A 15,380-nucleotide genomic window follows, 5' to 3' on the forward strand; every position below is an offset into this window, starting at 1 on the left:
GCAGAAACAGGTGAAAAATGATGAAGACGGATGAATTCATGGGATACCGTGTCAAACAGGTTCATAGCCAGCAGTTTAATAGTAATGTGATGATGTTGGCTTTTGCACAGCCTGCCCGAAAGCATGCGACAAGTGCGCGAGCTTTGCTTTCATATTTGATGGCGGTTTCATCCACAACGTATCCGAATCAGCAGGTGGTATCGAAAGAGCTGATGGAGCTGTACGGCGCTTCCTACTCTGTGAAAGTGCTTGCCTACGGGGATATGAACCTAATTCTCTTTTCCGTCACCTTCGTCAAGGAGGAGTGTCTGAAGAATCTGGGGCTCGCTGGCCAAAAAGTGTTAACTCGAGTATTTGAATTTCTGCGTTCGATGGCCTTTGGACTCGATTTCAAAGCCTTAGAGGAAAACCCTGCGTTGCTATCTATTGAAAAGCAAAACTTGATTCAAGCTATCTTGTCCCGGCAGGATGATAAAGTCGCCCAGGCCCTTGATGAATCACGTGTTCGGCTCTTTGAAGATGAGGCGCTGCAGGAATCCATCCTTGGGGATGTGTCGGAGATTGAAGCAGTCGGTATTCCGGAGTTGGAAGAAGCATACACCGAGATGTTGAATTCCGATGAAAGATTGTTATTCACGCATGGGGCCATCCAGGAAGACGAAGTAAGGGCGGCCTTACGTTCTTGGCCGATGAAGGATAGCTCAGAATTGCCCCCTCGTTTTGCTAAGGTGCCGCGTTTGAAAGCGAAGAATTCGGAAAAAATTAAGGTGGCTGGTTTCCAACAGGCGGTAACAATTATGAACTATCAATTGCCTGTTAAAAAGGATGATATCGCAGCAACCCTTGTCTTAAACGCGCTGTTCGGGGCGGGCCCTTCTTCACTGCTCTTCACGGAAGTTCGAGAGAAAGAATCCTTAGCTTATAACATTTCCTCTCGACTGCAGGTTGACCTCAACCTAATCACTGTATTGGCGGAGTGCCAGCCAGAACAGGCAGAACGGATAAAGGCTCTGGTAGAAGAGCAGCTAGCTAAAATCCAAGAAAAGTCTGTTGGGCTGGAGCGCTTTTCTCAGGCGAAGCAGGCCGTCTTGTCCGATAGAATTCGACTGGAGGACCATGCTCAGGGACAAGTGGTCGAAGGCCTATTAAAGATGCTAGCGGAAGAGTCGATTTCTTCGTCTGATTTGTTGAAGGCGGTGGAAGAGATTTCATTGGATGCTGTGTCGACTTTGGCAAAGAAGATGATTGAAAAAGCAAGCTTAGTTCTTGCTGGTCAAAGAGATGAACAAAAGGAAGAGGAGGAAGGCCGATGACGGATTCGATTAGAGTTTTTCATACAAAAGACGGACTCGAGGTCAACCTAGTCCAAAAGAAAGGCTACAAACAAAGTGTTGTTTCCTTAGCGGCTAAATTTGGTTCCTTAAGTGACCATTTTATTAATGAAAAGGGAGAGCTTGAAAAGATACCAGCCGGGACTGCTCACTTTTTAGAGCACAAACTCTTTGATAAAAAAGATGGCGATGCTTTAGTTCAATTAGCAAACGTGGGAGCCGATGGCAACGCTTTTACGTCCAACGGGTTAACGGCTTACTATTTTTCGGCCTATCAAAATATTCAAGAAAGCTTATCCATTTTAATGCACTTTGTTCAGGAGCCTTACTTCACTGAAGCAAGTGTGGAGCGAGAGCGGGGGATTATTGAAGAGGAGATTGCTAGCTATCAGGATGATCCTTTTACTGTCTTGTACCAAGGGCTTTTAACAACAGCCTATCCCAAGACCGCCCTGGCAGAAGACATTGCTGGAACGGCTGAATCCTTGCAGGAAATAACACCGGAACTACTGTACCGGGTGCACCGATCCTTTTACCAACCGAGAAATTTAGTTTTAACGTTGGTGGGGGATTTCGACTTTGATACGGTTCGCCAGTGGGTGGAAAACATCCAAGAAGAAGTAAAAGTCGAGCCAGCCTTGCGTCAAGAAGGACTTCCAGTAGGCCCGATTAACGCTCGTTCAAATGGGAGTGGGCAAAAAGAGATGGCGGTCTCTTTGCCCCGGATGGGACTCTTGAAGAAGCTTCATCGAGTACCTGGAATGTCGACCGTTGAACAGGTTCAACTAGCTGAAATGGTATTAGATATCGTGCTTGGTGAACAAAGCGACTGGTACCAGGACTGTTATCAAGCCGGGATAATTGGGGATGACTTTGACTATGAGGTGACGATTGTCGATTCTTATGCCTACATGACCTTCTTTGCTGCAGGCGAAGAGCTGGATAAACAGGAAAAATTGATTCGTGAGCGACTGGAAAAAATAGAAGAAGTTATGGCACGGTCGGGTGATGACCTTCGGTTGTTACAAAAGGGCTTAATTGGTGAGAGTATTCAAAGCCAAGACCGCTTGTCCAGACAGGGTTTAGATGAAGATTTTCTCTTGTACGGTTATTCACTCTTTGATAAAATGAAACTAATAACACAGTTCAAGCAAAGTGACCTGCTGGCGTATTGCCAAGTCGCTTTGGAACAGGGTCCGCTGACCCGATTTATTGTAAAGAAGTCGAGATAATGGTTGAAAATTTAACGAGTGAAGTAAGGCAAGAATTGAAAGAAGCCCGTGAGGCGAAGGGGTACTCCTTTGAACAACTGGCAGAAATCACTAAGATTCAGCCAAAGTTTTTGAAGGCGATTGAAGAAGACGATACAGATGTTCTTCCTAGTCCTTTTTACACGCGTGCTTTTGCAAAGAAGTTTGCAAAGGCCGTTGGATTAAACCCTGACGACTTATTTGAAGAGGTTGAATTTGATCCTTATGTGTCATCAGATCTCTCCTATGCTCATCGTGATGACGATGGGGTTGTTCGTGCTGGAACAAGTTCGAATGAAAGCATGAAGTCACGCTTTCGTGGGTGGATTCCTAAGATTTGGCTATTGATTATCGTGATTGCCATTCTTGGTGTTGTCTGGTTTGTCATTACTCGAATGGGTGGTGGAAACGGTAGCTCAACAAACGATACAGTTCAAGTGGCCTCATCTTCAGTTCCACAGTCATCTTCTGTTGTTTCCTCTTCTTCAGCAAATACGTTGAAGTTGGAGAACCCACAGACGGATACAGCAAACCGTAAGACAACCTACAACGTTGCCAACGCCTTGACGCAATCACATAAGTTGGTGGCCAAGGGTCAAAACGGAGATACGACTTTGAAGGTGACGGATGGAACCGGTAAGGTACTCTTCAACAAGACTGTCACAAAGGATGCGGAAGAAAACATTGATCTGCCAGCTAATACGGCATCAATTACCATTACTGCGGGACAAATTAGCCACTTGACTTTGACTTTGAATAATACGCATGTTGATGTGCCAAACTTGCCAACTGGTGCCACAGTTTGGAACGTATTAATGAACTTTAGTAAGTAAGGGGCTGCTTGATGAATTTACCTAACAAATTAACCGTATTTCGAATTATCTTAATTCCTGTCTTTATGATTATTCTTTCATGGCCAGGACAGGATGAGTCAATCTTTATGACAGAGCCTAATTTAAATTGGGTGATTGCAGCGATTGTCTTTGCGGTTGCTTCATTAACTGATTTCTTAGATGGTCAAATTGCTCGTCGTAAGCATTTGGTTACAAACTTTGGAAAGTTCTTTGATCCATTGGCTGATAAACTATTGGTGATGACGGCCTTGATTTACCTTACGGCCTTCTTACAAATCCCTGCCTGGGTAACAACGGTAATCGTTGTTCGAGAACTAGCTGTTACTGGGCTGCGAACATTGGTTGTTGAAAACAACGGCACTGTTTTGGCAGCAGCATGGCCAGGTAAGATTAAGACCTTCTCCCAAATGTTTGCCATCTTCTTCCTCTATTTGAAGGATTGGCCATTTGCAGGTATGGGATTCCCAATTGGGGAAGTTCTCTTGTACATCGCCGTGTTCTTTACAATTTATTCAGGAATTGATTATTTCTGGCAGAACCGCTCGGTTTTTGCTGACGGACTATAAGCGCATTAAGCGCTTTTTTCGTTTAATGAAATGAAGGCGGAAAAGATACGAACAAATGTTCGAAAAAGTCTTGCATTTTAGAAAGATTATCCGTAAACTAGTTGATAGACAATAAGGAGTTTTCAAAATGGTTGCAAAGAAAACGAGTGATAATAAGAAGGACGGCCGCCAAGCTGCCTTAAACGAAGCACTTAAGAAAATTGAAAAGAACTTTGGTAAGGGATCAATTATGACCCTTGGTGATAACCAAACAACGCAAATCGAAACGTCGCCTTCTGGCTCTGTTAAGTTGGATGTGGCTCTTGGTGTTGGTGGCTATCCAAAGGGACGAATCGTTGAAGTTTATGGTCCTGAATCATCAGGAAAGACAACGATTGCATTACACGCTGTTGCTGAAATTCAAAAGGCCGGTGGTACTGCTGCTTATATCGATGCTGAAAACGCATTGGACGTGAAGTATGCAGAAGCCTTGGGTGTTAAGAAGGATGAATTGCTTCTTTCACAGCCTGATACCGGTGAACAAGGATTGGAAATTGCCGATGCCTTGGTTCAGTCCGGTGCGGTGGATATGGTTGTTGTCGACTCTGTTGCGGCCCTTGTTCCCCGTGTGGAAATTGAAGGGGAGATGGGCGATGCCCACGTTGGTTTGCAGGCCCGTTTGATGTCCCAAGCTTTGCGTAAGCTAGCTGGAACGTTGAACCGTACCGGAACCATTGCCATTTTCATTAACCAGATTCGTGAAAAGGTTGGGGTCATGTTTGGTAACCCTGAAACAACACCAGGTGGTCGTGCCTTGAAGTTTTACTCAACTATCCGTTTGGAAGTTCGTCGTTCCACCCAAATTAAGGACGGTTCCGATGTCATGGGTAACTTAACCAAGGTAAAGGTGGTTAAGAACAAGGTAGCGCCTCCATTTAAGGTTGCTGAAGTCGACATCATGTATGGAAAGGGAATTTCACAAACTGGTGAAATCCTGGACCTTGCCGTTGACCAAGACATTATTGATAAGGCTGGTTCTTGGTATGCTTACCAGGGCGAGCGAATTGGTCAGGGACGTGAACGTGCCAAGGAATACCTCGATGATCCAGAACACGCTGAACTCCGTGAAGATTTGTATCGTCAAGTTCGTAATGCCTACGGTATTGGTGATGAGCAACCTGCTGAAGAAGGTACGGATGAAAACGCAGCTGATAAGGCTAAGCCGGCAGATGATGATCAACTGACCGATGAACCAATTATTTAAAAGTTAATATTAAATTAATTTCAAAAAGCGTCCGGTACGCTTTTTTTTGTTATAATGTGCTTGTTCCTTAGTATTTTGTTTCGTGTTTGCGTAACAATCGAAATATTTTCAGGAACATTTTTTCTGTTGTTAGTTTATCTTTTGCACACAGTGGGGGAAAATAGCGCTCATGCAAAGATCGCATCGCGGGTCGATCATAACGACCCTTGTCGTCGTTTTCATTGGAGCTTTACTCGTATTTGCTTATCAAACACGAGATAAGAATGGAAACAATGCACCAATCACTGCCGTTGGTTCAACGGCACTTCAGCCATTGGTTGAAGCTGCCGGTGAAGACTTTCAGAAAACACACCCAGGTGTTTCTGTTACGGTTCAAGGTGGTGGTTCTGGAACTGGGTTGTCGCAAATTGCACAAGGAGCGGTTTCTCTTGGAAACTCAGACCTTTATGCTGAAGAAAAGAAGGGGATTGACAGTAAGAAAATTGTCGATCACCGAGTCGCCGTTGTTGGAATTATGCCAATCGTTAATAAAAACGTTGGTGTTAACAACCTGACCCTTAGTCAGTTGACGGACATCTTTACTGGTAAGATTACCAACTGGAAACAAGTTGGTGGTAATGATCAGAAGATTGTTCTTGTTAACCGTGCTGCTGGTTCGGGAACCCGTGCCGCCTTTGAAAAGTGGGCAATGGGTGGCAAGACTTCAAAGGAAGCACAGGAACAAGATTCTTCTGGAATGGTGAAGTCCATTGTTCAGAGTACGCCTGGTGCCATTTCTTACGTAGCCTTCGCCTATAAGTCGAACGATGTGACGACAGTTAGCGTAAACGGGGTAACTCCAAATGATACTAACGTTGAAAACGGTACTTACCCAATTTGGTCTTACGAGCACATTTATACCAAGGGTAAGCCAACTGGTGATACGGCAAAGTTCTTGGAGTACATGAACTCAGCGGATTTCCAGAAGAAGTATGTTAAAAAGTTGGGTTACATTTCAATGCATAACATGCAAATTGATCGTGACTTAAACGGTCGAATTACCCGGAAATAAAAGGGGTAGACTGAATAATGGATTTAATTACTGAAAAAATTAAAAAAACTTCCTTGTCGACGAAACAAGATCGATTTGGAAAAGCTATCTCAATTTCAGCCTTGATTTTGATTGCCGCAATCGTGGTCTTGATCTTTGGCTTTGTGATTACACGTGGAATGGCGACTTTTACAAGCGATAAAGTCTCTGTTTCAGAGTTCTTATTTGGCACTCACTGGAACCCCAGTGTTGTCAATAAAGCGACTGGTAAACCAGACGTTGGTGCTTTGCCACTAATTACTGGTTCACTGGCCGTTACCTTCCTAGCTGCTATCATTGCCACGCCATTTGCAATTGGAACGGCCGTCTTCATGACCGAAATTGCTGAAAAGCGCGGGGCTAAGATTATGCAGCCCGTTATTGAATTGCTTGTTGGTATTCCATCCGTTGTTTACGGTGTTATTGGCTTAACAGTTGTTGTACCAGCTGTCCGAAGTGTTTTCGGTGGTACTGGATTAGGAATTCTTTCCGGAACTGTTGTTCTTTTCGTTATGATTCTACCAACGGTTACTTCAATGACAGTCGATACCTTGAAGGGTGTGCCACGTCACTATCGTGAATCAGCTTTGGCCATTGGGGCAACTCGCTGGCAAATGATTTACAAGGTGGTTCTTCGTGCAGCAACGCCAGGTATTTTAACGGCCATTGTCTTTGGAATGGCCCGCGCCTTCGGTGAAGCTTTGGCCGTGCAGATGGTTATCGGTAACGCGGCCAACATGCCTGATTCACTAGTTTCACCCGCTGCGACTTTGACGTCCGTGTTGACCATGGGAATTGGTAACACGGTCATGGGATCATTGCAAAACAATGTTCTCTGGTCACTAGCGATGATTCTTTTGTTAATGTCACTACTCTTTAACATTTTGATTCGTTTTATTGGAAATAAAGGAGCGATGAAATAATGAACGCAAAGACTGCCGATAAAGTCGCAACAGGTGTGATTTACGCAATCGCTGCCTCCGTTGCCCTCGTCCTGGTTGCCATGCTAGCCTTTATTCTCGCTCGTGGTTTGCCACACTTGTCCTGGCATTTCTTAACAGGGGCCGCCCGCTCTTTTGAAGCTGGTGGTGGAATTGGAATTCAACTATTTAATTCCTTTTACCTGTTGATTTTGGCCATGTTGATTTCCTTCCCAATTGCTTTGGGAGCGGCGATGTATTTGAATGAATACGCTAAGCCAAGTCTATTTATCTCAATTATTCGAACGGCCATTGAAGTGATGTCTTCATTGCCTTCAGTTGTTGTTGGCCTTTTCGGTTTCTTGATTTTTGTTGTGAAGTTCCACTTTGGCTTCTCAATCTTGTCAGGGGCGATTGCCTTAACAATCTTTAACTTACCAATTTTGACTCGTTCAATTGAAACGTCATTGAGTCAGATACCAAACTTGCAGCGTGAAGCTGGTGCGGCTTTGGGATTGTCTCGTTTTGAAACGGTTATTCACATTATTTTGCCAGCGGCAGTGCCGTCCATTGTGACTGGTGTTGTTATTTCAGCCGGTCGAGTATTTGGTGAAGCGGCCGCCTTGATTTACACTGCTGGACAGTCTGCGCCAACTTTGGATTTTGGTGATTGGAACCCATTTAACTTGGCTTCTCCTCTTTCACCATTCCGTCCTGCTGAAACGTTGGCCGTGCACATCTGGAAGATTAACTCTGAAGGAATCATGCCTGATTTGTCAGCGGTATCTGCAGGGGCTTCAGCGGTCTTGATTATCGTTGTACTCTTGTTCAACTTCTCTGCACGTCGTCTTGGTACTTTACTGTACAAGAAGTTAACGAATTCGTGAGGTTAACATGACACATAAACAGCAAGAATTAAAACCAGTTTCAGAGTTTATTTCGGACACGCGTCCTGAACGCTTTGTTTACCAAATGGATAGCGATCGTCATGAAATCGCTTTGTCGACTGAGGACCTTCAAGTTCGATACGGTGATAAGTTGGCCCTTTCCGAAGGGGACTTATCATTTGAACGTTATAAGATTACCTCATTGATTGGGGCGTCCGGTTCTGGTAAGTCAACCTTCCTCCGTTCCTTAAACCGAATGAACGATGGTGTGGCCAACGTTACTGGGAAAATCATGTACCGTGGTTTGGACATCAACTCAAAGGACATCGATGTCTACGAGATGCGGCGCCACATTGGGATGGTTTTCCAACGTCCTAATCCATTTGCCAAGTCTATTTACGACAACATTACCTTCGCTTTGACCCGTCGTGGTAAGTACAGCAAGGAAGAGTTGGACGAGATCGTTGAAACGACACTAAAGCAAGCTGCTTTGTGGGACCAGGTGAAAGACGAATTGAACAAGTCTGCCTTGGCACTGTCTGGTGGTCAAGCACAGCGTCTTGTGATTGCTCGTGCCTTGGCTTTGAAGCCTGATATTTTGTTGCTCGATGAGCCATCATCTGCACTGGACCCAATTTCATCAGCGAAGTTCGAAGAGACTTTGATGGAATTGAAGCAGTATTACACTATCATCATTGTGACGCACAATATGCAGCAAGCGGCTCGTATCTCTGATTACACCGCCTTCTTCCACCAGGGAAAAGTCATTGAATATGACTTGACTCGTAAGATTTTCACACGACCAAAGGTCAAGTTGACCGACGATTATATTTCAGGTAATTTTGGATGACAAAAGAAAATGAAACAATCTTAGAAACAAGTAACGTGAAGCTCTGGTACGGGAAAAAGGAAGCCTTACACGGAATCGACCTCGACTTTCCTAAGAAGGGGATTACGGCTTTAATCGGCCCTTCCGGTTCTGGTAAGTCAACCTACTTGCGTGCCTTGAATCGCATGCACGATTTGGAAGATAACGTGACGGTTACTGGTTCCTTTAACTTCATGGGACAGGATATCTACGCGCCAACAATGGATACTGTTGAATTGCGTAAGCAAATTGGAATGGTTTTCCAACAGCCCAATCCATTTCCATTCTCAATCTATGATAACGTTGCCTTCGGTTTGCGCCTCTCAGGCGTGAAGGATAAGGCCGTTTTGGATAAGGCTGTCGAAGAATCTTTGAAGGCTGCTTCCATCTGGGATGAAGTGAAGGATGTTTTAGGAAAGTCCGCCTTGGGCTTGTCTGGTGGACAGCAGCAACGTGTTTCAATTGCGCGTGTACTTGCTACTCAGCCAAAGCTACTTTTGTTGGATGAACCAACGTCCGCTTTGGATCCAGTATCTGCTCACAACATTGAAGATACTTTGCTTGAACTACGTGATAAGTACGCCATGATTATCGTGACGCATTCTTTGTCACAGGCATCTCGTATTTCTGACCGGACCGCCTTCTTCATGAATGGTGACCTAGTTGAAGTTGGGGATACACGAAAGATTTTCATTAACCCTAAGAAGCAGGAAACGGCAGATTATATTTCTGGTCGTTTTGGATAATGATTGACTTGCTTTACATTGGCTATTTAATTTGAAAGGAACATTGCCATGCGTCGACTATTTGATGATGAATTAGCAGATTTGGACTCATCCTTTACTGAAATGGGTGAATTGGTTGCCAAAACAATTCAAGCGGCTGTGCAGTCCTTTATTAAGCACGACCGTGAAGGCGCTCGTAAAATCATTGATAACGATTACAAGATCAATGAACGTGAAGCGGCTTTGGAAAAGAAGACCTTTGAAATGATTGCTCTTTACCAGCCAGTGACAACTGACTTGCGTGAAATTGTGACCATCTTGAAGGCGGTTTCTGTTCTTGAACGAATGGGTGACCAGGCACGTAACGTGGCAACGTCAACCATCCGTGTGAAGGGAACAAAGCACATGAAGCCAGTTGAAAAGCAACTGGGTGAAATGGGTGAATTGGTTTCAGGTATGGTTTCTGAAGTTATGTCTTACTACGTTAAGAATGACGCCTTAGGGGCCGAAGCAATTGCGTCTAAGAACCACCAGTTGTCAAACGCGGCCGCTAAGGTTCGTACTGAATCCGTGAAGGGAATGAAAGAAGATCCTGAACTCGTTGACTCAGCTGCGGATTACTTGGTGATTGCTGGATACATTAAGCGAATCGGTGATTATACAACCGATATTGCTGAATGGATCGTTTATAAGCGAACGGGTAAGATTATCGAATTGAACCCTGGTTACAACTACTTTATTTAATAAAAAGTCCGAGAAAAGCCCTATTTTAGGGCTTTTTTCTGTGTTTTAATTTAAGCTATACTTAGATTTTGCTATAATAGAGCTAGTACAATAATCAAAGGAGAGCCTATGCGTTTTATTATGCAAGCGGCCATTAACATGGCCGTATTCCTGGCCTGTGCCTTAATTTTTCCAAGTGGATTTATCCTAGCAAATATGACGGCGGCTGCCATAGCAGCCCTTGTGTTAGCTGCTTTAAACCAATTAGTAAAACCTCTGTTAATGATTTTATCCTTACCGTTATTAATTATTAGCCTAGGTGCGTTTTCGTTGATTATTAACGCAATGATGTTGGAATTAACCGCTTGGTTTGTTCCGGGCTTTCATTTCGAAAGCTTCTGGTGGGCTTTCCTCGTTGCTCTATTCCTCACCATTGCTAACGTAATTTTTATGAACCCAACACATATTCAGATTAGGAGACAATGACATGGCAGACAAAACTGTAACTGTTAAAGAGCTGGTTGATAACACTCGGCTAAACATCGTATCTGGTACTGAATATTTAAATCGGCCAATCACGACGGCTGACATTTCACGTCCTGGATTAGAGATGACGGGATACTTCACGTATTATGCTCCAGAGCGTGTTCAGCTACTTGGTATTACTGAAACTTCTTTCTCAAAGCGTATGTCACACGATGAACTATTAATGGTTTACCGTAAGATGGCCGATGCACAGACACCTGCCTTCGTTGTTTCAACGAACCTGCCAATTGCGGATGAATTGAAGCAGGCTGCCGATGAAGCACACATTCCAATTCTGACGACTCATTTGACTTCATCACAAATCTTGTCGAACATGACCTATTACCTGGGGGGCGAGTTAACTCCCCGTCAATCTGTACACGGTGTTTTGATTGATGTCCACGGATTAGGTGTTTTGATTACTGGGGATGCCGGTATTGGAAAGACTGAATCGGCCTTGGAATTGATTCAGCAAGGGAAGGCTCGTTTGGTTGCTGATGACCGAGTTGATATTCACCAAGAAGATGAGCAACGTTTGATTGGTCAACCTTCAGAAGTGTTACAAAATTTGATGGAAGTCCGTGGTGTTGGAATCATTGATGTTCAGCAGGTTTATGGAGCGGTGTCTGTTCGTTCCCATGCATCCGTTCGATTGAACATTCACCTTTCAAACGGAAAGATTGGTGAAGAAAATTTTGACCGTCTTGGAAATGAAGATGAGACCCTAGAAATCCTGGGTGTCAAAATAAAAAAGATGGTCGTACCCGTTACGCCAGGCCGAAACACGGCCTCAGTAATTGATGCGGCGGCTGTTAAGTTCCGTACACAAAACATGGGCTATGACGCCCTAAAGACTCTCGAACAGCGGATGGATAAGGCAATTTCGGCTAACGAGAAGGAAGACGCAGAGGAAAAGAAACATGACTAAAGTTGCTGTACTTGGAGCTGGTTCTTGGGGAACAGCTTTAGCCAATACGATGGCTAAAAATGGTAACGAAGTTGTTATCTGGTCCCATAAGGCAGAACAGGCTGCAGAGATTAATGACAGTCACCGTAACGAACGTTACCTACCAGGAGCGGCTCTTGATCAAAAGTTACTTGCGACCGATGATATGAAGGTCGCAGTTGATGGTGCCGCCATCGTCTTGTTCGTTGTTCCAACGAAGGCCATCCGAATGGTAGCTAAGCAATTAGCCGAGGTACTGGCAGAACTTGACCAACAAGTGATTCTGGCCCATGCAGCTAAGGGCTTGGAGCAGGGGACACACTTGCGCATTTCACAAATGATTGCAGAAGAAGTGCCTGCTAAGGATTATACGGGCCTCGCTGTTATCTCAGGGCCATCCCACGCGGAAGACGTTGTGAAGGGTGACCTAACGGCCATCTCAATTGGTTCTGATGATGCGACTGCAGCCAAGGCTTTACAGCAGGCGCTTGCTAATAAGGACTTCCGTCCCTATACGAACTCTGACCTAATTGGTTCCGAACTCGGGGGCGCCTTGAAGAATATCATTGCCATTGGTTCTGGAATGCTAATTGGAAAAGGCTATGGCGCTAACGCGCAAGCCGCCTTGCTAACGCGTGGCTTGGTTGAAATTCGCCGTGTTGGGCAAGCCCTTGGCGCACAGCCCGAAACCTTCTTAGGTTTAGCTGGTATTGGGGATTTGATTGTGACGGGGATGTCACCTAACTCCCGTAATTACCGTGCCGGTGTTGCCTTGGCTTCTGGTAAGCCTCTATCTCAGGTAGAAGAAGAGATGGGGATGGTTATTGAGGGTGTGAATACCATCAAGGCCGTGGTTGACTTTGAAAAGGAATTTAACTTGGAATTGCCAATTACTCGGACACTTTATCAAGTGATTTATGAAGGTAAGACGATTGACCAAGGAATTACTGATTTAATGACTCGACCTTTAAAGGCTGAAGATTAGCGATTTTTTTGGTATAATAAAAAAGAATACGGTGGTAGATTACTATCTCCGAAAAGAAAGTAGGATACAATGAAACCTGTACGTAAAGCTATTATCCCAGCGGCCGGTTTGGGAACACGTTTTTTGCCAGCAACAAAGGCTTTGGCAAAGGAAATGTTGCCAATCGTTGATACACCAACGATTGAATATATCGTTCGTGAAGCGATTGCTTCTGGAATTGAAGATATCGTTGTTGTCGATGGAAAGTCAAAGCGTTCCATCGAAGATCACTTCGATTCAAATCCTGAGTTGGAAAACAACTTGCGTGAAAAGAATAAGTTGGAATTGTTGGAATTGGTTGAAGAAACAACTGATATCAACATGTACTTCATTCGTCAATCACATCCTAAGGGATTGGGTGACGCTATCTTGACTGCCAAGGACTTCATTGGCGACGAACCATTCGTTGTTCTCTTGGGCGATGACTTGATGCAAGATGAAGTGCCATTGACAAAGCAATTGATTGACCGTTACCACGAAACTGGTGAATCGACTTTGGCTGTTATGGAAGTGCCACACGAACAAGTATCTGAATACGGTGTGATTGATCCAGCCGCTAAGGTGAAGGATGGTCTTTACCGTGTGAAGTCCTTTGTTGAAAAGCCAAAGCCAGAAGAAGCACCATCAGACTTGGCAATCATCGGTCGTTACTTGTTGACCCCTGAAATCTTCGAAGAATTGGAAAAGACAAAGCCTGGTAAGGGTGGCGAAATCCAATTGACGGATGCAATTGATACATTGAACAACCGTCAACATGTTTACGCTCACAAGTTTACTGGTGACCGTTATGACATCGGTTCAAAGATTGGCTTCCTTGAAACAAACATTACCTTTGGTTTGAAGCACCCACAAGTGAAAGACGAGTTGCGTGCTTATATTAAGGAATTGGCTGCAAAGCTCTAATTCTTTTTCTAAGAAGAGGTCTAGATAACCTCTTCTTTTTTTGTGGACTATTGTACCTTTTAAATGTACAATATGGTTACGCTAATTCTGAGTGGTAAAGGAGAGACCATGGCTGAAATTAAAAAGTATGATGTCATCATTGTCGGAGCAGGTCCTGCGGGGATGACGGCCGCTACCTATGCCTCACGAGCTGAATTAAAAACCGTGATGGTTGACCAGGGGATCTATGGTGGTCAAATGAATAATACCGCCGAAATTGAGAATTATCCCGGCTACAATCAAATTATGGGACCAGACTTATCTGAAAAGATGTATGCTTCCTCAACTCAATTTGGTGCTGAATACAGCTTTGGTTCTGTTTCTGGTATTGATATCCTAGATAACCAAGAAAAAGTCGTTCATACAGACATGGGAGACTTACAGGCCCCTGTTGTCATTATCGCCACTGGATCTGAGCACACCCACCTTGGTGTTCCTGGTGAAGAAGATTACCAGGGAAAGGGTGTCTCCTACTGTGCGGTCTGTGACGCTGCTTTCTTTAAGGGTGAATCAGTTTCTGTTGTTGGTGGTGGTGATTCGGCAGTCGAAGAAGCCATCTACCTGGCTAACATCGTAAAAGATGTGACGGTTTTTGTTCGTGGTGATCAGTTGCGAGCACAACCCATTTTGCAGCAACGGGCTATGAAGAAGGAAAACTTGCGATTCGTTTACAATACTTCGGTTACTGCTATCCAAGGAGATGGTGAAGAAGTACAGTCTGTGGAATTGGTTAATAACAAGACCGATGAACGCTCGACTTTTGAAACCGCTGGAGTCTTTATCTATATTGGATTAAAGCCAAACACAACGGCGTTAGAGAGTCTTGGTATCACGGACCAGCAAGGATGGGTTCAAGCCAACGAGAAGATGGAAACAAAGGTTCCAGGGATCTTCGCAGCTGGTGATGTGCTAGCTAAGGAACTACGTCAAATTACGACCGCTGTTGGTGATGGTGGCTTGGCTGGTCAAGCAGCTTACAATTATATTGCTGCTAATCGTTCTGAAGCCTAAAAATAATGTTTTGACAGAAAAAGCATAGCTAATTAGCTATGCTTTTTTGTTTTATACAAATAAAAACAACCTCAAGTATGAACTTGAGGTTGCTTTGTTTAGCTTTGATTAGCCTTTGACTTTTTCACAGAATTCAACGATAACACCGTCAGGGTTGCGAACGTTGAAGAACTTGATACCGTGTTCCCAGAAAGGCAAGTGCTGCACTTCTGTATCGATAAGATCAAGTCCCATCTTCTTAGCTTCTTCAAATGCTGCATCTGCGTCTGAAGTATTCATTGAAATATGGTTGATAGCACCAGGCTTACCAGTACCTTCATCACCAAGCCATGTCTCGATAACAAGGTGACCATATTGCATGAACTTAACAGGACCAGCTGCAAATTCACCAATCTTCTTAAAACCGATGCTTGACCAGAACTTTTCAGCACGGTCTAAGTCAGTGGTTGGAACACCAACGTGTTGGATATCGTCAAAATAATCAGTTAATGCCATG

The 15,380-nt window shown here is 44.2% G+C and carries 17 protein-coding genes; 16 read left to right on the plus strand and 1 reads right to left on the minus strand.

The features are described from left to right. The first annotated feature begins 17 nt into the window (after nucleotides 1–17). The 16 genes from BMZ93_RS02665 to trxB all read left to right on the plus strand — a co-directional run bounded on the left by BMZ93_RS02665 (nucleotide 18) and on the right by trxB (nucleotide 14,884). Nucleotides 18–1,313 carry a M16 family metallopeptidase gene (locus BMZ93_RS02665; RefSeq protein WP_091501967.1) on the plus strand — a complete coding sequence of 432 codons (1,296 nt, stop codon included), beginning with the start codon at nucleotides 18–20 and terminating at the stop codon, nucleotides 1,311–1,313. Beyond that, nucleotides 1,310–2,563 carry an EF-P 5-aminopentanol modification-associated protein YfmH gene (yfmH, locus tag BMZ93_RS02670; RefSeq protein ID WP_091501968.1) on the plus strand — a complete coding sequence of 418 codons (1,254 nt, stop codon included), beginning with the start codon at nucleotides 1,310–1,312 and terminating at the stop codon, nucleotides 2,561–2,563. The genes BMZ93_RS02665 and yfmH overlap by 4 nt, the downstream gene beginning before the upstream one ends. Next, nucleotides 2,563–3,414 carry a helix-turn-helix domain-containing protein gene (locus BMZ93_RS02675; protein ID WP_091501970.1) on the plus strand — a complete coding sequence of 284 codons (852 nt, stop codon included), beginning with the start codon at nucleotides 2,563–2,565 and terminating at the stop codon, nucleotides 3,412–3,414. The genes yfmH and BMZ93_RS02675 overlap by 1 nt, the downstream gene beginning before the upstream one ends. 11 nt (nucleotides 3,415–3,425) lie before the next feature. Continuing rightward, nucleotides 3,426–4,001: a CDP-diacylglycerol--glycerol-3-phosphate 3-phosphatidyltransferase gene (pgsA, locus tag BMZ93_RS02680; RefSeq protein ID WP_091501972.1), complete on the plus strand. Its 576-nt coding sequence runs from the start codon at nucleotides 3,426–3,428 to the stop codon at nucleotides 3,999–4,001. A 127-nt stretch (nucleotides 4,002–4,128) separates the two neighbouring features. Further along, entirely contained in the window at nucleotides 4,129–5,244 is a 1,116-nt protein-coding gene (gene recA / locus BMZ93_RS02685) for a recombinase RecA (RefSeq protein WP_091501974.1), read from the plus strand. Between the two features lie 169 nt (nucleotides 5,245–5,413). Continuing rightward, nucleotides 5,414–6,295 (plus strand): phosphate ABC transporter substrate-binding protein PstS family protein, encoded by an 882-nt coding sequence (locus BMZ93_RS02690; RefSeq protein WP_091501976.1) that lies wholly within the window; start codon nucleotides 5,414–5,416, stop codon nucleotides 6,293–6,295. Nucleotides 6,296–6,312: 17 nt separating this feature from the next. Beyond that, nucleotides 6,313–7,236, plus strand: a complete 924-nt coding sequence (gene pstC, locus BMZ93_RS02695) for a phosphate ABC transporter permease subunit PstC (protein WP_091501978.1) — start codon at nucleotides 6,313–6,315, stop codon at nucleotides 7,234–7,236. Next, nucleotides 7,236–8,120 carry a phosphate ABC transporter permease PstA gene (gene pstA / locus BMZ93_RS02700; protein WP_091501980.1) on the plus strand — a complete coding sequence of 295 codons (885 nt, stop codon included), beginning with the start codon at nucleotides 7,236–7,238 and terminating at the stop codon, nucleotides 8,118–8,120. Before pstC ends, pstA begins: the two co-directional genes overlap by 1 nt. An 85-nt stretch (nucleotides 8,121–8,205) precedes the next feature. Beyond that, entirely contained in the window at nucleotides 8,206–8,970 is a 765-nt protein-coding gene (gene pstB / locus BMZ93_RS02705; protein ID WP_382419390.1) for a phosphate ABC transporter ATP-binding protein PstB, read from the plus strand. Then, the gene (gene pstB, locus BMZ93_RS02710) at nucleotides 8,967–9,734 is read left to right on the plus strand and encodes a phosphate ABC transporter ATP-binding protein PstB (protein WP_091501983.1); all 768 of its coding nucleotides are present in this window, start codon (nucleotides 8,967–8,969) and stop codon (nucleotides 9,732–9,734) included. The genes pstB (BMZ93_RS02705) and pstB (BMZ93_RS02710) overlap by 4 nt, the downstream gene beginning before the upstream one ends. A gap of 48 nt (nucleotides 9,735–9,782) precedes the next feature. After that, a complete protein-coding gene (gene phoU, locus BMZ93_RS02715; RefSeq protein ID WP_091501985.1) occupies nucleotides 9,783–10,457 on the plus strand; it encodes a phosphate signaling complex protein PhoU in 675 nt (224 codons plus the stop codon). 108 nt (nucleotides 10,458–10,565) lie between these two features. Then, a complete protein-coding gene (locus BMZ93_RS02720) occupies nucleotides 10,566–10,922 on the plus strand; it encodes a phage holin family protein (RefSeq protein WP_091501987.1) in 357 nt (118 codons plus the stop codon). 1 nt (nucleotide 10,923) lies between these two features. After that, nucleotides 10,924–11,889, plus strand: a complete 966-nt coding sequence (gene hprK, locus BMZ93_RS02725) for an HPr(Ser) kinase/phosphatase (protein WP_091501989.1) — start codon at nucleotides 10,924–10,926, stop codon at nucleotides 11,887–11,889. After that, on the plus strand, nucleotides 11,882–12,892 hold the full coding sequence (locus BMZ93_RS02730; RefSeq protein WP_091501990.1) for an NAD(P)H-dependent glycerol-3-phosphate dehydrogenase: 1,011 nt from the start codon (nucleotides 11,882–11,884) through the stop codon (nucleotides 12,890–12,892). Before hprK ends, BMZ93_RS02730 begins: the two co-directional genes overlap by 8 nt. A gap of 69 nt (nucleotides 12,893–12,961) precedes the next feature. After that, nucleotides 12,962–13,834, plus strand: a complete 873-nt coding sequence (galU, locus tag BMZ93_RS02735) for a UTP--glucose-1-phosphate uridylyltransferase GalU (RefSeq protein WP_091501992.1) — start codon at nucleotides 12,962–12,964, stop codon at nucleotides 13,832–13,834. Between the two features lie 72 nt (nucleotides 13,835–13,906). Further along, a complete protein-coding gene (gene trxB / locus BMZ93_RS02740) occupies nucleotides 13,907–14,884 on the plus strand; it encodes a thioredoxin-disulfide reductase (protein ID WP_143404270.1) in 978 nt (325 codons plus the stop codon). A gap of 108 nt (nucleotides 14,885–14,992) precedes the next feature. Here the strand turns inward: trxB and BMZ93_RS02745 are convergent, their stop codons facing one another. Further along, nucleotides 14,993–15,379, minus strand: a complete 387-nt coding sequence (locus BMZ93_RS02745) for a VOC family protein (RefSeq protein ID WP_091501995.1) — start codon at nucleotides 15,377–15,379, stop codon at nucleotides 14,993–14,995. Nucleotide 15,380 lies beyond the last annotated feature (1 nt).

This window comes from Fructobacillus durionis (assembly GCF_900112405.1).
GTDB classification, from domain to species: Bacteria; Bacillota; Bacilli; order Lactobacillales; family Lactobacillaceae; genus Fructobacillus; species Fructobacillus durionis.